This window comes from Streptomyces himastatinicus ATCC 53653 (assembly GCF_000158915.1).
Taxonomy (GTDB): Bacteria; Actinomycetota; Actinomycetes; order Streptomycetales; family Streptomycetaceae; genus Streptomyces; species Streptomyces himastatinicus.
In genome coordinates this window covers 7,304,712-7,323,730 of the sequence record NZ_GG657754.1, presented here as the reverse complement: position 1 = coordinate 7,323,730, position 19,019 = coordinate 7,304,712, and the positions used below count along the sequence as shown (strand labels likewise).

Annotated in this window: 21 protein-coding genes and 2 pseudogenes; 12 read left to right on the top strand and 11 right to left on the bottom strand. The window is 71.8% G+C overall.

Annotated elements, in window-relative coordinates; all coding sequences use genetic code 11:
- From SSOG_RS30915 to SSOG_RS30890, 7 genes and pseudogenes are all read left to right on the top strand, one after another.
- A pseudogene (locus SSOG_RS30915) lies at positions 1–3,077 on the top strand (alpha-(1->3)-arabinofuranosyltransferase domain-containing protein); the annotation flags it as partial.
- Complete coding sequence (locus SSOG_RS55030; RefSeq protein WP_009718195.1) at positions 3,074–4,195, top strand: hypothetical protein; 1,122 nt, start codon at positions 3,074–3,076, stop codon at positions 4,193–4,195. The pseudogene SSOG_RS30915 and the gene SSOG_RS55030, both read left to right, overlap by 4 nt.
- A 23-nt stretch (positions 4,196–4,218) precedes the next feature.
- Positions 4,219–4,446, top strand: coding sequence for a hypothetical protein (locus SSOG_RS58555; protein ID WP_425385438.1), 228 nt, complete (start codon positions 4,219–4,221; stop codon positions 4,444–4,446).
- Positions 4,443–5,162, top strand: a pseudogene (locus tag SSOG_RS30905) (class I SAM-dependent methyltransferase); the annotation flags it as partial. The gene SSOG_RS58555 and the pseudogene SSOG_RS30905, both read left to right, overlap by 4 nt.
- Before the next feature lie 15 nt (positions 5,163–5,177).
- Positions 5,178–6,089, top strand: coding sequence for a hypothetical protein (locus tag SSOG_RS30900; protein WP_039941999.1), 912 nt, complete (start codon positions 5,178–5,180; stop codon positions 6,087–6,089).
- A complete protein-coding gene (locus SSOG_RS30895) occupies positions 6,086–6,295 on the top strand; it encodes a Trm112 family protein (protein ID WP_009718192.1) in 210 nt (69 codons plus the stop codon). The genes SSOG_RS30900 and SSOG_RS30895 overlap by 4 nt, the downstream gene beginning before the upstream one ends.
- 45 nt (positions 6,296–6,340) lie before the next feature.
- A complete protein-coding gene (locus tag SSOG_RS30890; protein ID WP_009718191.1) occupies positions 6,341–6,955 on the top strand; it encodes a hypothetical protein in 615 nt (204 codons plus the stop codon).
- Here SSOG_RS30890 and SSOG_RS30885 read toward each other — a convergent pair.
- The 3 genes from SSOG_RS30885 to trxA all read right to left on the bottom strand — a co-directional run bounded on the left by SSOG_RS30885 (position 6,930) and on the right by trxA (position 8,388).
- On the bottom strand, positions 6,930–7,355 hold the full coding sequence (locus tag SSOG_RS30885) for an OsmC family protein (protein WP_009718190.1): 426 nt from the start codon (positions 7,353–7,355) through the stop codon (positions 6,930–6,932). The two genes, SSOG_RS30890 and SSOG_RS30885, sit on opposite strands and share 26 nt — an antisense overlap.
- A gap of 63 nt (positions 7,356–7,418) precedes the next feature.
- Positions 7,419–8,021: a histidine phosphatase family protein gene (locus tag SSOG_RS30880; RefSeq protein WP_039939106.1), complete on the bottom strand. Its 603-nt coding sequence runs from the start codon at positions 8,019–8,021 to the stop codon at positions 7,419–7,421.
- A complete protein-coding gene (gene trxA, locus SSOG_RS30875; protein ID WP_009718188.1) occupies positions 8,014–8,388 on the bottom strand; it encodes a thioredoxin in 375 nt (124 codons plus the stop codon). The genes SSOG_RS30880 and trxA overlap by 8 nt, the downstream gene beginning before the upstream one ends.
- A 593-nt stretch (positions 8,389–8,981) precedes the next feature.
- On the opposite strand from trxA, the gene SSOG_RS30870 reads away from it, so the two are divergent.
- Complete coding sequence (locus tag SSOG_RS30870) at positions 8,982–9,488, top strand: DinB family protein (protein ID WP_009718187.1); 507 nt, start codon at positions 8,982–8,984, stop codon at positions 9,486–9,488.
- 96 nt (positions 9,489–9,584) lie between these two features.
- Positions 9,585–10,001, top strand: a complete 417-nt coding sequence (locus tag SSOG_RS30865; RefSeq protein WP_009718186.1) for a DUF7919 family protein — start codon at positions 9,585–9,587, stop codon at positions 9,999–10,001.
- Between the two features lie 6 nt (positions 10,002–10,007).
- On the opposite strand, the gene SSOG_RS30860 is transcribed toward SSOG_RS30865, so the two are convergent.
- Together SSOG_RS30860 and SSOG_RS30855 are read right to left on the bottom strand one after the other, a co-directional pair.
- Positions 10,008–10,847, bottom strand: a complete 840-nt coding sequence (locus SSOG_RS30860) for an oxidoreductase (protein ID WP_009718185.1) — start codon at positions 10,845–10,847, stop codon at positions 10,008–10,010.
- Positions 10,844–11,734: a helix-turn-helix domain-containing protein gene (locus SSOG_RS30855; RefSeq protein WP_009718184.1), complete on the bottom strand. Its 891-nt coding sequence runs from the start codon at positions 11,732–11,734 to the stop codon at positions 10,844–10,846. Before SSOG_RS30855 ends, SSOG_RS30860 begins: the two co-directional genes overlap by 4 nt.
- 127 nt (positions 11,735–11,861) lie before the next feature.
- Between SSOG_RS30855 and SSOG_RS30850 the strand changes: the two genes are divergently transcribed.
- Positions 11,862–12,635, top strand: coding sequence for an SDR family oxidoreductase (locus tag SSOG_RS30850; RefSeq protein ID WP_039939105.1), 774 nt, complete (start codon positions 11,862–11,864; stop codon positions 12,633–12,635).
- Between the two features lie 35 nt (positions 12,636–12,670).
- A complete protein-coding gene (locus SSOG_RS30845) occupies positions 12,671–13,114 on the top strand; it encodes a hypothetical protein (protein WP_009718182.1) in 444 nt (147 codons plus the stop codon).
- Positions 13,115–13,142: 28 nt separating this feature from the next.
- Here SSOG_RS30845 and thrS read toward each other — a convergent pair whose 3' ends face one another.
- From thrS to SSOG_RS30820, 5 genes are all read right to left on the bottom strand, one after another.
- Positions 13,143–14,354, bottom strand: a complete 1,212-nt coding sequence (thrS, locus tag SSOG_RS30840; protein WP_009718181.1) for a threonine--tRNA ligase — start codon at positions 14,352–14,354, stop codon at positions 13,143–13,145.
- 135 nt (positions 14,355–14,489) lie between these two features.
- Positions 14,490–15,182: a hypothetical protein gene (locus SSOG_RS30835; RefSeq protein WP_009718180.1), complete on the bottom strand. Its 693-nt coding sequence runs from the start codon at positions 15,180–15,182 to the stop codon at positions 14,490–14,492.
- Positions 15,183–15,284: 102 nt separating this feature from the next.
- Positions 15,285–15,962, bottom strand: a complete 678-nt coding sequence (locus SSOG_RS30830) for a siderophore-interacting protein (protein ID WP_342634357.1) — start codon at positions 15,960–15,962, stop codon at positions 15,285–15,287.
- 15 nt (positions 15,963–15,977) lie between these two features.
- The gene (locus tag SSOG_RS30825; protein ID WP_039941994.1) at positions 15,978–16,886 is read right to left on the bottom strand and encodes a PDR/VanB family oxidoreductase; all 909 of its coding nucleotides are present in this window, start codon (positions 16,884–16,886) and stop codon (positions 15,978–15,980) included.
- Positions 16,887–16,917: 31 nt separating this feature from the next.
- On the bottom strand, positions 16,918–17,547 hold the full coding sequence (locus SSOG_RS30820; RefSeq protein WP_039939104.1) for an MSMEG_1061 family FMN-dependent PPOX-type flavoprotein: 630 nt from the start codon (positions 17,545–17,547) through the stop codon (positions 16,918–16,920).
- 180 nt (positions 17,548–17,727) lie between these two features.
- Here SSOG_RS30820 and SSOG_RS30815 point away from each other — a divergent pair, with 180 nt between their 5' ends.
- The gene (locus tag SSOG_RS30815; protein ID WP_039939102.1) at positions 17,728–18,348 is read left to right on the top strand and encodes a TetR/AcrR family transcriptional regulator; all 621 of its coding nucleotides are present in this window, start codon (positions 17,728–17,730) and stop codon (positions 18,346–18,348) included.
- Here the strand turns inward: SSOG_RS30815 and SSOG_RS30810 are convergent.
- On the bottom strand, positions 18,335–18,976 hold the full coding sequence (locus tag SSOG_RS30810; protein WP_009718175.1) for a TetR/AcrR family transcriptional regulator: 642 nt from the start codon (positions 18,974–18,976) through the stop codon (positions 18,335–18,337). The genes SSOG_RS30815 and SSOG_RS30810 overlap by 14 nt on opposite strands.
- Positions 18,977–19,019: the final 43 nt, after the last annotated feature.

Below are 19,019 nucleotides of genomic sequence, written 5' to 3'. Positions count from 1 at the left end.
GTGCTCCAGCCGGGCCGCTTCAGCGCGCTGCCCGCCTACTGGGAGAAGACCGCCGACTGGCTCGACGACCACGCCGCGCAGAGCCGCGCCCTCGTCGTCCCCGCCACCGCGCACGGCCTCTACGCCTGGGGCAGCCCCATCGACCAGCCGCTCGACGTGCTCGCCGAATCCCGCTGGGCGCAGCGCGACTTCGTGCCCTTCGGCACCGCCGGATCGCGGCGCGCGATGGACGCCGTCGAGCAGGCGCTGCTGAGCGGCGGCGAGGTGCCGGGGCTACGGGACTTCCTCGCCCGGGCCGGGCTGCACGAGGTCGTCGTACGCAACGACCTCGACCCGGACCAGATCGGCTACGTCCCGCCGCAGACCGTCGCCCGCACCCTGGAGGCGTCCGGCTACCGCAAGGCCGCCGGGTTCGGGCCGCTCATGACGGGTGGCCGCATCGCGGCGGGCACCCCGGTGCAGGTGCAGGGGCTGTTCCCGCGCCGCCAGGCCGTCGAGATCTACCGGCCGGAGGGCGTGGCGCGGCCGGGTGCGGTGGCGGCGAAGCCGGTGTCCGCCACGGCCGCCGTCAGCGGCGGCCCGGAATCCCTGCTCCAGCTCTCCGCCGACCCCTCGCTGGCCGACCGGCCCACCGTCCTCACCGGCGACCGCCACCCCGGCACCGGCACCCCCGCGTTGCAGGCGGTCGGCGACGGCATGCGGCGCGCCGACACCCGCTTCGGGCTCGTCAACTCCTCTCCTCGTACACGTACACCGCCGACGAACGGAACCCGTCCGGCAGCCTGACGGACCCGGGCGACGAGCCGCGCCAGATCCTGCCGAAGAGCGGCACCGCACACCAGACGACCGCCGCGCTGCGCGGCGCGCTCTCGGTGACCGCCTCCAGCAGCGGCAACTGGCTGTTCCAGCTGCCGCAGTACGACCCCGTCGGCGCCTTCGACGGCAACCCCGACACGGCGTGGGCCGAGGGCAGCGCGGGCAAACCGGTGGGGCAGTGGCTGCGCATCGAGTTCGCGCAGACCCTGCGCCTGCCGGACTCCATCCAGCTGACCCCGCTGCCCGGCGACGGCATGCGCGCCGCGCCCACCTCCGTACGCGTCGAGACCGACAACGGGTCGGCGGACAGCCCGCTCCAGCCGCACGGCAGCCCGCAGTCCGTCAAGGTCCCGTCCGGTCCGGCGAAGTGGCTGAAGATCACGATCACCGGGTCCCAGGCGCCCAAGGCGGGCCTGTCGGGAGCCGGGTTCTCGGAGGTGTCCGTGCCGGGTGTGCAGGTCACCCGGCTGCTGTCGCTCCCGGCCGACGCCGAGCGCAGCAAGGCCCCGGCCGAGGTCGTCTCGCTGCACCGGTCCGCCGACCCGGGCGGCCTCTCCCCCGCGTCGGCGGAGGTCGGGCTGCACCGCCAATTCCGCACCGGGAGCGGCGGTACGTACGCCATCGAGGGCCAGGCCCTCGCCGTCCCCGGCGGCGCGCACGACGCCCTGCTGGCCCGCGTTGGCCCCCAGGGGCCCCGAGTCGAGATCACCGCCGACTCCACCAGCCGCACCGGCACCGGGCTCAGCGCCCGCAACCTCCTCGACGGCGACATCACCACGGCGTGGATCGCCGGTGACTCCCCCGTCCTGCATCTGCGCTGGCCGGGGAAGAAACGCGTCAGCGAACTCGTCCTCGCGGCGGCGGGCGGGCTCTCCACCCGCCCCGAGGAAGTGCTCATCAACTCCCCCGACGGCGCCGCCACCGCCGGAGTCGACGCCAACGGCTGGGTCCGCTTCCCGGCCATCACCACCGACCGGCTCGACATCACCATCAGCAAGACCGCGCCGCTGACCCTCCACAACCCCGTCGCCGGGCAGGCGTTGCAGCTCCCGGTGGGCCTGAACGAGGTCTACCTCCCCGAGCTGGCCACCATCCTGCGGACCAACCAGCCCTTGGAAACGGCCCGTTTCTCGCTGCCGTGCGGCCAGGGCCCGGCGCTGGCGGTGGACGGCACGCTGCACGCCACGAAGGCGTCGGGGCGGGTACGGGACCTGACGGAACGCCGTCCGGTGAAGGTCGAGCTGTGCGGTGACGACGCCAAGGGCAGCAAGCTGCGGCTGGACGCGAGCCGCCACACGGTCGAGGCGGGCGACGCGGGCCCGCTGGCCCTCACCGATGTGACCCTGACCCGCGGCAAGCCCGCCGCCGCCGCTGTGTCGGAGACCCGTACCGTCCAGGCCAAGGACTGGTCGGGCGACCGCAGAACGATCAAGGTCGCCGCGGGCCAGGCCGTCTACCTCCAGACGTACGAGAACCACAACGACGGCTGGAAGGCCACGCTGAACGGCCGCGACCTCACCCCGCTCCGCATCGACGGCTGGCAGCAGGCGTTCCTCGTCCCGGCGGGCCAGGGCGGCACGGTCACGCTCACGTACGAACCCGCGACGACGTACGACGCGGGCCTCATCGGCGGCGCCGCGGCGGTGCTGGTGCTGGCGGGGCTGGCGTTCGCCCGCCGCCGCGAACTGGAGCCCGAGGCCGCGCCTTCGCCGGTTCCGGCACCTGGCTGGGTACTCGGCACGGTAGCCCTGACGGCAGTCATGATCGCCGTTGCGGGCTGGCCGGCCCTGGCCGTCCCCGCCCTGGCCCTCCTCGCCTGGTACCGCCCCGCCTGGCTCACCCCGACGGCCCTGACGGCGATGGCCGCCGCGACGGTAGTGGCCGCCACCGGCGCGGGCGAACCGGCGGCGGCGAACGAGGGCGCGTTCAGCGGAACGGCCCAGGCCCTGGCCCTCATAGCCCTGACGGCGGCGGTGGTGACGATCCCGGCCCGCGCGACCAGCCACGTCGCCGCCACGGCGGCGCCCCCGGCCCCCGACGCGCCAACCCTCATCGCCCCGCCCCTCGGACACGCACCGTCCACGGGTGGCGGCGACGGGATGGCACGGCCACAACACAACGCCGCAACGGGCAGCGGGACACCGGCACCCCCGGCAGACGGCACCCACGCGCCACGTTCACCCGACGGCGCGACGCCCTCCAGGCCCGGCACGCCCGACGGCGCGGCGCCCGTCGAGCCCGGGGAAGGCAGGGGACGATGACCGCGCTCTACGGGGGGATCGGCGGCGGCTCCGCCTCGCGCGCCCCGCAGCGGGGGCAGCGGATCCCGTTCCCCACCGTCGACGAGATCTCCCGGCACTGTCTCCAGGACGACGAGCCCGAGACCGTGCACATCGAAGTGCACCTCCCGGGGCGGCCCGAGCCCGGGCGGTGGCGGGAGGCGTTCCGCGAGGCGCTGCGGCGGCATCCGCGGATTCTGGTGCGGGAGGCGCCCGGGCGGTGGTGGCGGCGGCGGTACGAGTGGGAGGTGACCGACGGGCCGGACGTCGAGCCGGTGAGCTTTCCGCCGTGTGCGGCCGACGCCCTCGCCCGGGCGCGGGAACGGGCGCTCGCGGTGTGCCCGCCGCTCACGGCGTCGCCTCCGGTGCGGCTCGAGGTGGTGACCGAGCCGGACCGTACCGGCTGTGTGCTGGTCCTCACCGTCAACCACACCGCGCTCGACGGGCCGTCCTGTCTGCGGGTGCTCGCCACCGCCGCCGCCCTGTACGGCGGCGGTGACACCCCGAACACCCCGAACACCCCGAACACCTCAGCCCCGCCGCCCACGCCCCCGCCCGTGCCCGACCGGTCCGGCGCACGGGGGCTCGCCCGGCCCGTACGGATCGCGAAGGACACCCACACGCCCCGCACCGGGAACGCCATGCTGCTCTCCGAGCTACCGGTACCGCCCCGAGCACCCGCACCCGGCGGCCCCACCGTCAACGACCAACTCCTCGTCGCCACCTGCCTGATGGCCGCCCGCTGGAACGAGCTGCACGGCCGCGCGCCCGCCCCCGTACGGATCACCATGCCCGTGGACGACCGGCCGCGCGGCGCGTCCGGGATGGCCTCCGAATTCGTCGCCGGTGCCGAGACCGGGTTCGGGCCCGAGGAGCGTGCGGACGTAAGCCTCCCCGAGCCGACGACGGCGGCCCTCGCCCCCGCCATGGCCGCCGTCAAGGGACACGAACTCGCCAAGGCCGCCCTGGAGACGGCCCTGCTGGACGCCGAACTCCGCGGCTACGGCATGCCGATCGCCACCTTCCTCGGCTCGGTCCGCGACCGGGTGCCCGCGGGCTGCGCCGCGCGTCCAGGCCGTGGACCTCGACCACGCTGCTGAGCAACATCGGCCGTATTCCGTACGTGCTCGACTTCGGCGAGGCGGGCCGGGCCACCGCCGTGTGGTTCTCGGCCCCGGCCCGTATGCCCCGCGGGCTGACGGTGACGACGGCCTCGACCGGCGAGCGGCTGCATGTGACGCTGCGCTGGTCGCGGGCGCTGCTGGACGACGCGGCGGGGGCGGGGCTCGCGGGCCTCTTCCGGCGCGCGCTGGCCGCCACCACCCAGGCACACCCAGGAAACACGGCATGAGCCCGGCGCTCCGCGACTTCTACGAGAACCCGGCCGTCCCCGTGGCGTCCGGCCCGGACCGCAGCCGCCGCCAGGCGCGGATGCTGGCACACGCGCTCCGCACCGAAGCAGCCGACAAAAACACAGCCGCCACCATCCTCGACATCGGCTGCGGCGACGGCACCGCGGCCGCCACCGCGCTCCCCCTCCTCCGCGGCCACCGCCTCATCGGCGTCGACTGGTCGCAGGACGCGCTGCGCCGCGCCGCGCGCCACTTGCCCGTCGTACGGGGCGAACTCACCGACGGCGGGCTGCCGTTCGCCGACGGGAGCGCCGACGCGTGCGTGTTCAGCGAGGTGGTCGAGCACCTGGTCGCCCCGGACGCGGGCGCTCGACGAGATACGCCGCGTCCTGCGCCCCCGGCGGCCATCTGCTGCTGATCCACGCCCAACCTGGCGGCCTGGTACAACCGCGGGCTGCTGCTGGCCGGGGTGCAGCCGGTGTTCTCGGAGGTCAGCCTGCGGGGCATCCACGGCCGCCCCGGCCGCGAGGTCGTCGGCCACCTGCGGCTGTACACGGCGCGGGCGCTGCGCGGCTTCCTCACCGCCTCCGGCTTCGAGGTGGTACGGCTCGCGGGGGGCGCCGTTCCACGGTGTGCCACGGGGTGGCGCGGCCACTGGACCGGGCCGTGTGCCGGGTGCCGTCGCTGGCGGACAATCCTGCTGGTGCACGCGCGCGGAAGGGAAGGCCGCATGGGGCTGCGGCGTAGGCTTGTAGCGGCGCTGCTCGAGAACGTGGCGTACAGCACCGGTTTCGTACTGGAGAAGCCCGCACATTCCGCTCTGCCGCCGCTGAGCACGACGCGCCCCGCCCGGTTGCTGCGGCTGCTGCTGGGGAGCCCGCTGTGGCTGGCCGGTTCGGCGGCGCTCGCGGCGGGGTTCGCGGCCCAGCTGGTGGTGTACCGCACGTTGCCGATCGCGGCCGCGCAGGGCCTGTTCGTGTCCGGTCTGGTGCTGCTCCTGCTGCTGTCCTCCCGGGTGCTGGGCGAGCGGACCAGTGGCCGCGAACGGGCCGGGATCGGGCTGATCCTGTGCGCCCTGGTGATGGTGGTGGCATCGCTACGGGGCCATGGCGACGTCAGCCGCACCGCCGCCACCGGAACACTGCTCGCCATCTGCCTCCCGGCCCTGGTGGCGGGGGTGTTGCTGTACGGCGCGACGGAGCGTCGCGCCCGCCGCCCGGAGGCGTCGGTCACGGGCGTGGAGTACGGGGTGGCGGTCGGGCTGCTGTACGGGGTCAGCTCGCTCGCCATCAAGGGCGTGTCCGGGCTGCTGACGACGGACCACCTCGGCGCCCTCGCGCTCACGCTGCTGCGCGGCCCGTATCCGTATCTGCTGCTGTTCACCGGCGCGGCGGGCCTGGTGCTGTCGCAGACCGCGCTCCAGCGCTGCCGCGCGTCGCTCATCGTGCCGGTGTGCACGACGGTGACCTGCGTGTTCACGGTGGTGTGCGGAACGGTTTCGTTCGGCGAGCCACTGCCGCACGAGCCGTGGCGGCTCGCGCTGCGGCTCGGCGGGACGGCGCTGGCGGTGTGCGTCCTGCTGACCCTCCCCCGTCACGACGCCGCCCACCCCGATCCGGTACGCGAAGGAAGTGACCGATGACCCCCGACGACCCGATCCTGAAGATCCTGGCCTGCCCGCTCGACAAGGGCCCGCTGACCCTGCTGCTGCCCGAGGACGCCCTGTACAACCCGCGGCTGCGCCGCCGCTACCCGATCGTGGACGGCGTACCGCAACTGCTGCCGTCGTCCGGGGAACGGGTCCCGGACGAGGAACACGAACGGCTGACGAAGCGGCTCACACCTTGACGCTCGTGACGCTGCTTGACGCCGCTCGTACGCCACGATGGACCCATGGACATGGACTCCGCACCCGACGCGTTCCCCGCCCCCTTCCCCTTCGTCCTCGTCCTGCTGCGCCGCATGGCCGACTACCAGCCCGGCATGGTCGAGGACGCGCTGCGCGAACTGGGCCACGGGCGTGCCGTGATGCGCGAGGCCAACCGCCGCTGGCAGGCGATGCAGCGCTCGCCGCGGCGGCGCCCCGCCGTCGCCCGCTACCGCTCGGTTCTGGGCCCGCCCGAGACCACCGCGCGGCGCCGGATCGGCGATCTGACGTGTGACGCGCTGAGCTGGCCGGTCCCGCTGTGGCCGGACCTGCGGTTCGAGGTGCTGACCGCGCCGGGCGGCGCGGTGTGGAACGAGTGGCTGGTACGCGCCCCCGGCGCCCCCGCGCCCGCCCTGCACACGGCCGCCGACCTCACCCCCTGGTCCTGCACGGTGGACGACGTGGCGCGCGCCTTCCCGCCCGCGCGGCCCATGGAGGGCTCGGCGCCGACCCGCTCCCGGCTGGCCTTCGACGCCCCCGCCGACACAAAAAGCGGTGAACTCCGCCACTACGTGGCGGAGTTCACCTGGGGACTGCTCCAGCGGGCGGAGGACGTCAGGCCAGCTTCGCCGTCAACGTGATCTCCGTACCGGTGAGCGCCTGGCTCACCGGGCAGTTCTTCTTCGCGTCCTCGGCGGCCGCCGTGAACCCGGCCTCGTCCAACCCCTCGACCGAGCCCTCCACCGTGAGGTGGATCCCGGTGATGCCGGTGCCCGGCTGGAAGGTGACCTCGGCCTGCGTGGTGAGCTGGGTGGGCGGGTTACCGGCCTGGGTCAGGCCGTGCGACAGCGCCATGGAGAAGCAGCTGGAGTGAGCGGCGGCGATCAGCTCCTCGGGGCTGGTCTTCCCGTTCGCCCGCTCGGCCCGCGACGGCCAGGAAACGGGCTGCTCGCCGATCCCCGACGAGTCGAAGGTGACCGTCCCCTTGCCCTCGGCCAGATTGCCCTGCCAGACGGTGTGCGCGGTACGCGTCGTAGCCATGCTCGCTGTTCCCTGCTTCCTCTTCGATGACGTATCGGAACGTACGGGACCTGCTTACCGAACCTACGCCTCCGAGCCTACGTTCCACGCCACGAGGGCCGGACGCCCATGCTCGGTTCCCAGTCGACTGACGGTCGCGGTCTCCAGCCGGAACAGCGCCCCCGCGGACGGCGGCAGCCCGAGGCGGCGGGCGGTCAGCACCCGCAGCACATGCCCGTGCGCCACGAGTACGACGTCACCGGCGTCCTGGTGGCGCAGCTCCGGCTCGATCCTGGCCAGCACCCGGTCGACCCGCGCCCCGACCTGCCCGGGCGACTCCCCGGGGTGGTCGGCGTCCCCCGGGGCGACCCCGTCGGTCCACAGATCCCAGCCCGGGCGGGTCTCGTGGATCTCGGCGGTGGTGACCCCCTCGTACCCCCCGTACTCCCATTCGTGCAGCTCAGGCTCGGTGCGTACGTCCGTGAGCCCGGCGAGGCGGGCCGTCTGCACGGCCCGCCCGAGCGGGCTCACCAACGTCAGCCCGATCTTGCGCCCCGCCAGCAGCGGACGCAGCGCCCGCGCCTGCTCCTCCCCGCGCGCCGTCAGCGGCAGGTCGGTCCAGCTGGTGTGCTTCCCGGTCCGGCTCCACTCAGTCTCACCGTGCCGGATCAGTACCAGCTCAGCCATCACTCGCGGGCGTGGCGACGGAGGCCCGCACCGCGTCCATGTCCAGATCCCGGGCCTGCCCGATGACCTCCTCCAACCCCTGCTCGGGCAGCGCGCCGGGCTGGGCGAAGACAGCGATGTTGTCGCGCACGATCATCAGCGTGGGGATCGACTGGATGTCGAACGCCGCAGCCAGCTCGGGCTGCGCCTCGGTGTCGACCTTCGCGAAGATCAGATCGGAGTGCCGCTCCGCGGCCTTCTCGTAAACCGGTGCGAACATCCGGCAGGGGCCGCACCAGGAGGCCCAGAAGTCGATCAGGACGAAGTCGCTGCCGGAGACGATCTCGTCGAAGTTGTCCTTGGTGAGTTCCACAGTGCTCGTACCCATGCGTCCGTAACCCCGGGCCTGGCTCTGATATTCCTGCCGGTGGCGCTTGCGCAGGTCAGCGGTGGTGGGGTGGCGGGTCCCGGGGTTTCGTTGCCGCGTGCGAGCCGGTGGCCGGGTTGTGCCCACCCGTTCCTCCCCCAGCTACCGCTGGGATGTGCCCCCTCCGCGGAACGATTGCCCACAACAAGGTGTGTCCAGCCCCTCCGGCCGCGCACGCAGGTGCGGCGCAGCCAGGGGACGCCCGGGCACCGAGCCCCGCACCATCCAGTCCCGCGCGGGCGCCGCACCGTCCAGCCCCTCCGGGCACCGCACCGTCAGCCAGTCCCCGGCGTTTGAGCCGCACCATCCAGCCCGCAACGCTTGAGCCGCACCATCCCCTCCGGGCACGGCCCATCCAGCCCCTCCGGCGTTTGAGGAGCGGGGGTGCGGGGGCGGAGCCCCCGAAGCGGGCCCGGGGCGCAGCCCCGGTTTCGGGAAGGGGCGGGGTGGGGGGAAAGCCCCCACCCCAGCCCACGAAACCCGATGTCCCAAGGCCCCCCGAACACTGATCGTTGTCCCAAACACCACCACCCCACCCCCCGGAGGACACCGCCATGGCCACCGACCGCGTAGGCCCACCCCTCATCGCGGGGGAACGCGAAACCCTCCGCGGCTTCCTCGACTACCACCGCGCCACACTCGCCCTGAAGTGCGACGCCCTCTCCGACGAGGAACTACGGCAACAGTCGATGCCACCCTCGACCCTGTCGCTCCTCGGCCTCGTCCGCCACATGGCCGAAGTCGAACGCACCTGGTTCCGTATCGTCGTGAACCGCGAAGACGTCCCCCTCGTCTGGTCCGACGAGCGCGACTACCAGGTGGCGTACGACGCGACGAAGGCCACCAGAACCGAGGCGTTCGACGCCTGGCAGCGCGAGGTGGAACACGCCCGCCGGATCGAACGCGAAGCGGAATCGCTGGACGTCGTCGTGCACAGCGAGCGCTGGGGCAAGGACATGACGCTGCGCCTGGTCATGACCCACGTACTGCTGGAGTACGGCCGCCACAACGGCCACGCCGACTTCCTCCGCGAGGGCATCGACGGAACGGTCGGCCCCTGACGTCGCGCCCGCCATCGCGGACAAATCGACATACACTGGGCCGCTTGCCGATCCCTCATGGATTGAGCCCCCTCACGGATTGAGAGAGGAACTGCTGTGACACGGTACGAGGACGGTTCCCCGTACGCATACAGTCCCGGAACGGTCCCGTACGGGGTCGAGGCGGTCAACATCGGCTGGCTGGAGAAGGATTCCGAATTCCCGCGCGGCGAGGCCCCGGCGGAATTCGTCCAGTCGCTGGCGCTGCTGTGCCGGGACGATTCCCGTAACGCCATGCGCGGCCTGTTCCCCTGCCCGCTTCCGCACCAGCAGGACCCCGGATATCCGGTGAGCATCGTGGTCGGCACCCAGGAAGTCGTCCTCGGCAATGCCGAAGTGCGGGTCGTGGACCAGAACGGCAGGTGGCTGGTCGCCCCGAATCTGGTCCACCACTACGTCACCGCGCACTCCTACCTTCCGCCGGCGGAGTTCGTCGAAGCGGTGACGGCCCGCCGAAGCGCCCCCAAGTCATAGCGCGCTTTACGCGAAGTCGGCGCCGAGAGTGACGTCCCGCCAGCCTTCGAAACCGGCCCGCAGGGTGTCCAGCCTGGCGGTGGCGATGTCGTACGCCGACCTGCCCAGCAGCAGCCGCAGCGGCGGCTCATCCGCCCGGACCGCGCCGATGATCGCTTCGGCGGCGCGGTCCGGATCGCCGGGCTGATGGCCGTACGTGGCCAGGGTGCTCGCGCGCCGGGCGCCCGCGGTCTCCGCGTAGTCGTCGAGAACGGTCGCCGACTGGCGCATCGACGGCCCGGACCAGTTGGTACGGAAGCCACCGGGCTCGACGATCGTCACCTTGATGCCCAGCGGGCCGACCTCGGCCGCCAGGGACTCGGAGAGGCCCTCCACGGCGAACTTGGTGGCGTGGTAGTAGCCGGTGGCGCCGAAGGCGACCAGCCCGCCGATCGAGGAGACGTTCACGATGTGGCCGGAGCGGCGGGCGCGCATACCGGGCAGGACGGCCCGGGTGACCTCGGCCAGTCCGAAGAAGTTGGTGTCGAACAGGGCGCGGACCTCGTCCTCCTCGCCCTCCTCGACGGCGGCGAGATAGCCGTATCCGGCGTTGTTGACCAGCACATCGATACGCCCGAAGGCGGCCTCCGCCTCCTTGACGGCCGCCGCGACCCGGCCGCTGTCGGTGACGTCGAGCGCGAGGGCCAGGGCACGGTCCCCGTGCCGGGCGGCGAGATCGGCCACCGTCCCCGGATCGCGCGCCGTGACCACGGCACGCCCGCCGCCTTCGAGGACGGCGGTGGCGAGGGCACGGCCGAGGCCGGTGGAGCAGCCGGTGATGAACCATACGGAGTCGTTGGTGCTCATGCGGAAAAGTCCTTCTCTTCGTGCGGTGATGCCTGTGGGCTGTCGTCCCCGGCGGTGAGACTCCCCAGGAGCGACAGCGCGTGTTCGGAGGGGCTGCCCGGGTCGGCCTGGTAGACGACCAGCTGCTGGCCAGGGGCGCTGTTCACCGTCAGCGACTCGTAGTCCAGCGTCAGCTCGCCGACCACGGGATGCCGGAAACGCTTGCTCTCGCGCGCCTTCTGTTGGATGTCATGGCGGGCCCACAGCCGCCGGAACTCCTCGCTGCGCAAGGACAGTTCGCCGACCACCTCGATCAGCTGGGGGTCGTCGTAGTCGGTGCCGACGGCCGCCCGCAGCCCGGCGACGGTGTTGACGGCCACCCGGTCCCAGTCCGCGTAGAACTCCCTGGCGTCCGGGTCGAGGAACACCAGCCGCAGCAGATCCCCACTGTGGGTGTGGCCCGCGAACAGGGCCCGGCCCAGGGCGTTGTGGGCGAGCACGGTCAGACAGCGCCCCAGCACCACGGCCGGGGTCCGGTGCCAGCCCTCCATCATCCGCAACAGCACCGGGCTGACCTGCTCACCGCGCCCGCCCTTCCGGCGCCGCGCCGCGGGCACGGGACGCGCCAGCTGATGCAGATGGGCCAGCGCGTCCTCCTCCAGTCCCAGCACCCGGGCCAGCGCGTCGACCACCTGCGCCGACGGATTCCGCTCCCGGCCCTGCTCCAGCCGTACGTAGTAGTCGGTGCTCACCCCGGCGAGCATCGCCACCTCTTCCCGCCGCAGCCCGGCCACCCGGCGCCGCGCACCGGCGGGAAGCCCCAGGTCCTCGGGTCGCAGCAGCGCACGGCGGGCCCGCAGGAACTGCCCGAGCAGGTTCTCGCTGTCCACGCTGTCCTTGCTGTCCATGTCCTCGACGCTACGCCTGGGCGGCGGCGCACCGGGCGCCGGAAGGTGGCCGCGATACTCCTAGGATGACGCCGCCGAGGTGGATCGCGGCCTGGAGCCGCCCCCGGCCCCCGGCAACGCTGGCCCCATGACCACTACTCGAAACCACCCCCTGTCCGACCGAACCGCGGTGATCACGGGCGCCACCAGCGGAATCGGCGCCGCCACCGCCCGCCGCCTGGCGGCCGACGGGGCACACGTCGCCCTCCTGGGCCGCCGCGAAGACCGTCTGAAGGCCCTGGCCGACGAGCTGCGCCCCACGGCCCCCGGTACGGTCCTCCCCCTGGCCGTGGACCTGACCGCCCCCGACGCCCTCGCCACGGCGGCCGACACGATCCGTTCCACCCTCGGCCGCGTCGACCTCGTCGTGGCCAACGGCGGCGTGATGCTCGGCGCCCCCTTCGAGACCGCGGCCACGGACGAATGGGACCGCATGCTCGACACCAACCTGCGCGCCCTGCTGCACACCGCCCGCACCTTCACCGACGACCTCATCGCCACCGCCGCCGAGGGCCGCCCGGCGGACCTCGTCCACGTGGGCTCCGTAGCCGGACACGTCCTCTACCCCAACTGGTCCGTCTACGCCGCCACCAAGGCCGCCGTGGCCCACCTGACCCGCAATCTGCGCGCCGAACTCGGCCCGCGGGACGTGCGCGTGAAGAACGTGGAGCCGGGCGTCACGCTCACCGAACTGGGCGAGGACATGCACGACAGGGACATGCGCCAAACCCTCACCCGCATGCGCACCACCCTCCGCCCCCTGGCCCCCGAGGACATAGCGGAAGCGATCGCCTACGCGGTGGCGGCCCCACCGCATGTGAACATCGCCGAACTGGTCGTCGTCCCGGTCCAACAGGGCTGACGGCCGGGCGCCCCCACGGGACATACCCTTCCCGAGTGAGCGACCTCTACGAACTGCAACTGTCCCTGGACCTCCCCGGCTCCCTGCCCGCCTCCGACCTCGCCCTGATCCGCGGACACCTGAGCGAGGGCGGAGACCAGGCACCGGAGACGTCCGACCCCCTGGCCGAGTACCCCCTCCTCTCCGCCAGGGGCCCGGCCCACCGCATCGGCGGAGCCTTGGTCGGCGAGCTGCTACCCGGCCCACGCGGCTGGGCGCTGACCGTACGCCAGGAGGTGCACCCGGACGAGTTCGACGCCCTACGGACACTCCTCACCTGGCTGGCCACGAGGACGACGTCCGTCGGCACCATCGGCTATGTCCGCTTCCTGGAATCCGACGTCCCCGACGTCCTGATCGCTACCCCGGACGGCATCCACCGCCTGCCCCTTCGCTCCGGCTCACCCGCCCGGCACCTGCTCCCGGGCGTCGAGGAGTAGCGGCCGGGAAGTACGCCATCAGGAGCGCTCACCACAGCTCGACCCGCCGAGCCCCCACCACCCCACCGATACGCCCCACCACCTTCTCGGCAGCCATGACCCCCACCTGCCGCCCACCCCGCAACCGCAGCGCCACCTGCCCCTCGGCCGCTTCCTTCGCGCCGATCACCACCTGATACGGCACGAGCCGGGCGCCCCGGACCCGAGCCCCCAGCGACCCGCGCTCGGGCCCGTCGACCCGCGCCCGCAGTCCCCTCTCCACACACCGCTCCACAAACGCCTCGGCGTGTCCCGCCTCGCCCTCCGAAACCGGCAGAACCACCACCTGCACGGGCGCGAGCCACCCCGGAAACGCACCCCCATGCACCTCCACGAGCTGGGCCACCGCCCGCTCGACACTGCCGATGATGCTGCGATGAACCATCACCGGCCGATGCTTCGCACCATCCGCCCCGACGTACTGCAAACCGAACCGCTCCGGCTGATGGAAATCCACCTGGACAGTGGACAAGGTGAACTCCCGCCCCGCCCCATCGGCAACCTGCACATCGATCTTGGGCCCATAGAACGCGGCCTCCCCCTTCCCCACCTCGTACGGCACCCCAACCCGCCGAAGAACCTCCCCCAACACCCCAACCGACCGCTCCCACACCTCCGAACCCGCCACGAACTTCCCACTGTCCCCGGGCAACGAAAGCCGATACCGCACCGCCCTGATCCCCATCGCCTCGTACGCCCGCCGAATCATCCCCAACGCGCCCTCCACCTCCCCCGCGACCTGCTCAAGGGCACAGAAGATATGCGCGTCATTGAGCTGAATCGCCCGCACCCGGGTCAACCCACCGAGCACCCCCGACAACTCGGCCCGGTACATCCCACCCAACTCCGCCATCCTCAGCGGAAGTTCGCGATAGCTGCGCGCGCGAGACCGATAGATCACCGCATGGTGCGGACACAGACTCGGCCGCAGCACGACCTCCTCACCGCCCACATCCATCGGCGGAAACATGTCGTCGCGGTAGTGCGCCCAGTGCCCCGACACCTCGTACAGCTCCCGCTTCCCGAGCACCGGCGAATACACATGCCGATACCCCGCCCGCCGCTCCTCCGCCCGGATGTACTCCTCCAACGCCTCCCGAACAGCCGCGCCATCCGGCAACCAATACGGCAGCCCCGCCCCGATCAGCGGATCGGTCCCGAACAGCCCCAACTCCCGGCCCAGCTTGCGGTGGTCGTACATGGCATTCCCCTCTCGTCTGCCGAGACGAGCGCCACCACAAGCAGAAGCCCCGGGGCACTCGCCCCGGGGCTTCGGATCAAGACATCGATCAGCGCGCCGGGACTCTCTCCGGCGTCGTCGTCATACCAGCGCGCTTCATGCCGAGACCGTACCAACCCCCGGCCTTCCCCGCCCGCCCTTTTCCTCCGTCGCGGTCAGGCGCGTGGCGCTGCGGTAGGTGGAGATGCCCACGGCCAGCAGCCAGTAGCTGAAGATCGCACCCATCAGGGCGGTGGTGCCCCAGCCGTTCGCCGCGTAGAAGTTCGCGGGGGTGTTGCCGAAGAACAGAGACGGCACGAAGGCCAGGTTGACTCCGGCCAGGACGTACGCCGACCGACCGGTCCAGCGCGGCAGCAGATTCGTCCGGGCGATGACGTAGCCCACCGAGGTCAGGAAGAACGCCAGCATGAGGCGGGAGATCGACCCGTAGAGGATGTACGTGCCGCTGACGGCGATGGTCGGGTCGATCGGGTGGTCGACGGCGATGACCGCACCGGCTTCCAGGCCACTGGAGACCAGGGTGACCGTCACGTAGACCAGTCCCGTGGCAAAGGCCATCGAGCCCACCCACTCATATGCGGGGCTCACGCGTTTGACCAGTTCACGAAAGGCCGTCACGAACACGAGCAGGAACGCGAGCGCGACAATGCCGATCAGCAGTCTGGCCAGGACGTTCGAGTCCGGCGGCGGACCCGAGTAGATGAAGTACAGGGGCACTTCGACGATGAGGGCGGCCGCCGTGGCGATGCCTGCTATGCCGGTGATGCGTCTGGCAATGGTCTCGTTCATGAGCGGCCCCCGAATTCCTCATCGGTTCATCTGCTGACGAAGTAATCCTGCCGATTGCGGTGCTCGTCGTCGGTGGGCCTGAACACCGGATAGGGGGTGGTCCTACCGACACCCGCGCCGCCACCAGGCGTCCGCATCAGCCCGGGCTGGAGCGGCCGTGGCGCCAGTAGCCCTGGAAGGCGATGTCCGGCTTCGGGACGCCGTGGTCGCGTACCAGGTGGCGGCGTAGGCCGGTGGCCAGGGTGGCTTCTCCGGCGACCCAGGTGTAGGACCGGCCCGGCGGTGGCGGGGGAAGTCCTTGGCGGCTTGCAGGGCGAGGGTGCCGGGGAGAGGGGACGCGTCGTCGCGGGCCAGCCAGTGGACGCGGGCGCCTTCGGGGGCGGTGATGTCGGGGCGGATGTCCGCGGTGGTGGGGACCTCCAGGATGACGTCAGCGGACAGTGACGCGGGGGCGTGTTCGAGGATGGCCAGGATCGCGGGGACGGCGCTCTCGTCTCCGGCGAGGAGTTGCCGTTCGGCGTGCGGCGGTGGCAGGTAGGACACGCCCATGTCGAAGATGCCCGCCGGGTCTCCGGGGCGGGCGTGGCGGGCCCAGGTGGAGGCCGGGGTGTCGCCGTGGAGGGCGAACTCGATGTCCACTTCGCCGAGTTCCGGACGGGTGGCCCGGATGGTGTAGTTGCGCACCCACGGTCTGCGGGATTTCGGCATGAGGAGCAGTTCCGCCATCCACGTCCTGCGCATCTCCAGCGTGATCATCCGCCGCGATTCGGGGGTGCGCACCTTTGGGATCATGGTTCAGAGGTCCACTACGAGTTGCGGGGACTGGGCTCGGGAGACGCAGGCGTACATGCGGCCCGCGGGGGCGCCGATGTCGTCGCGGTGTTCGGGCTCGCCGCCCAGAAGGGTGACCTCGCAGCTGCCGCACACGCCTTCGCGGCATCCGGACGGCACCGGGTATCCGGCGTGGGTCAGGGCGTCCAGCAGCGATTCGTCCGGCGGCACCTGGACCGTCCGCCCGGACCGGGCGCACACCGCCTCGAACGGTGTGTTGGGGGCGTACGTCCTGGTCACCGGCTGGAACCGCTCCACGTGGAGCCGCTCGGCGGGGAACGTGGCTTCCGCCGCGGCGAGCATCGGCGCGGGGCCGCAGCAGTAGACCAGGGCATCGGGGCGCAGGGCGGACCGCAGGGCGGTGAGGTCCGGTCTGCCGTGGTGGCGCGTGGCGACGATCCGCACCACATCGCCGTGGAGAGAAAGCAGTTCGTCGGCGAAGGGAATGGTGGCGGGCGACCGGCCTGCGTACACCAGTGACACCGGGACGCCCGATGCGGCCGCCGCCCGCAGCATCGGCAGGATGGGGGTGATGCCGATGCCACCGGCGAGGAAGAGGTATTCCGGGGCGGGTACGAGGGGGAAGTGGTTCCGTGGCAGCGATACGTCGAGGGTGCGGCCGCGGCGCAGGAACCGGTGGATGTACTCGGAACCGCCCCGGCTGAGGGGATCGTGCCGTACGGCGATCCGGTAGGCGTCGCGGTCCGCCGGGTCCCCGCACAGCGAGTACTGCCGGGTCAGCCAGTTCGGCAGGGCCACGTCGATATGGGCGCCCGGCTCCCAGGGCGCCAGCGGGCCGGTGGTGCCGCGCAGGACGAGGGAGACTACGCCCTCGGCGATCTGCTCGATGTGGTCGAGGGTGGTGTGCTGCATCTGCTGCATCGGTATTCACCTTGTGGCGTGGTCAGTAGAGCTTCCGGTAGCTGTCCTGGAGGGTGCGTTCGAGGAGCCCCGGGTCGATGTCCAAGCCGAACTGGGCCGCGGCGATCTCGCCGATCGACGGAATCTCCTCGGCGAGGGCCTGGCTCGCGGGGTCCCACAGCCGGGACCGGACGAGCGCGCGGCCGCAGTGGAAGTACGCCTCCGCGACCTCGACCACGATGGCCAGCTCCGGTGTTCTGGCCTCGGTCCGCATCCGGGCGAGGACATCGGGGTCGTCGGTGGGATAGCCGCGGCCGTTGACGCGCAGCATCTCCCGCAGTCCGGGGATGAGGAAGAGCAGTCCGACGCCATCGTTCTCGGCCAGATTGCGGAACGAATCGGCGATTTTGTTGCCGGGGCGGTCGGGAATCGCGAGGGTGTGGTCGTCCAGGACCTTCACGAACCCCGGGTAGTCGCCACGGGGCGAGCAGTCGGCGCGCCCCGACGCGTCCGCCGTGGCGAGGGTCAGGAAGGGCGCATGGGCGATGAAGAGGCGGAAGTAGTCGTCGATACGGTCACGGATCTTGGCCTCGATCATGGCTTCGGGTTCGCCGAGCCGGGCGCGAACCTCGGCCGGTGACATCCGCCGGGGGCGGGCAGGGGCATGCGTCACGAAGGCTCCTTCGGAGAATCAGGCGGAGGCGGCGGGCGCCCAGGACGCGCGTCGCTCAGCTGTTTCCACCTACCTGCATACGGCCGTCCTTCACCGCTTCGCCGCAGGTCATGGCACTATTGTGAGCAATTGTTCAGGTGCCGCGCTACTCGCTTTCGGGGCACCGTCCAGGAGGTGGTCATGACGTCGAGCCAGCGTGGACTTCAGCCACGTAAACAGCCGCGCCAGGTCCGGGCCGAGCTCACCCGGCAGCGCATCCTCACCGCCGCTGCTCACGTTTTCGCCGAGTACGGCTACGCCGCCGGGACCACCAACCGCATCGCCGAGCAGGCCCGGATCTCGATCGGCTCGCTGTATCAGTACTATCCGAACAAGGACGCCATCCTGGTCGAGCTGGTGGGCCGTCACCTCGATGACGGGATAGCCGCCACCAGGCACCACTGGGACGAAGAACTGCCCGATTCCCTCGAGGGCATCCTCCGCGCCCATGTGCGAGCGGTGATCGAGAACCATCACCACGATCCGCATCTGCTCCGCGTGATGTTCGAGCAGGCGCCGCGATCGCCCGAACTGCTGGCGAAGGTCGTTCGATTCCAGCAGGAACTGATCGACTACGCCCAGGAGTTGATCGAGACGCGCCCGGAGGTCCGGGTCGAGGACACGTACGTCGCCGCCCGGCTCCTCGTCTCCACGGTGGAGCTGGTCATCCACCAGCTCATCGCCGAACCCGACCCCATCGACGCCACCCGGCTCGAGAACGAAATCGTCGCGATGCTCACCCGCTACCTCACCCTCGGGTAGGCCCGGGCCCGGCCGACGGACGCAGACCGCGCAGCAGCACGGTCAGTCCGCCGATGAACTCCTCCTCGGCGCCGACGTTCCGCGCGTGCCGCGCGGTTTCGCTCATGTACGGGAACTCGTCCGGCGGCAGGGCGGAGACGGCGACCGTGCCCTCGCCGGACAGGGACCCGAGGTGCTCCAGCTGGATCGCCCCGATGACGTAGGCGAGCAGGCCGCGCAGCGCGATGACCCGTTGCCCGCCCGCGAAGCCCGCCTCCGTGAGGATGGCGAGCACCGTCTCAGACCAGCGCAGCACGCTGGGCGAGCGGTGCCGGTGGGTGAGCGTCAGCGGGACGACCGACGGATGGGCACCCACGGTGTCGCGCAGCCGCCGCACCATGACCTCGACGCGCGCACGCCATGACGCGTCCGGGGGCGGCGGCCCGGTGTCGACGGCGCCGAGCACCAGCTCCACGACGAGCCGCTCCAGCTCCCCGCGGTCGCGCACGTACCGGTAGAGAGCCATCGTGCTCAGGCCCAGCTCCTTGGCGACCGTACGCATCGACAACGCGGCAAGTCCGTCGCGATCGATAACGGTCAGCGCGGCGGCGGCGATCCGTTCGGGAGTGAGGGAGCGGGGTCGTGGCATGAGGGTTGACAGCGTACGGCATACGCTTACGCTCGTAGGTGTA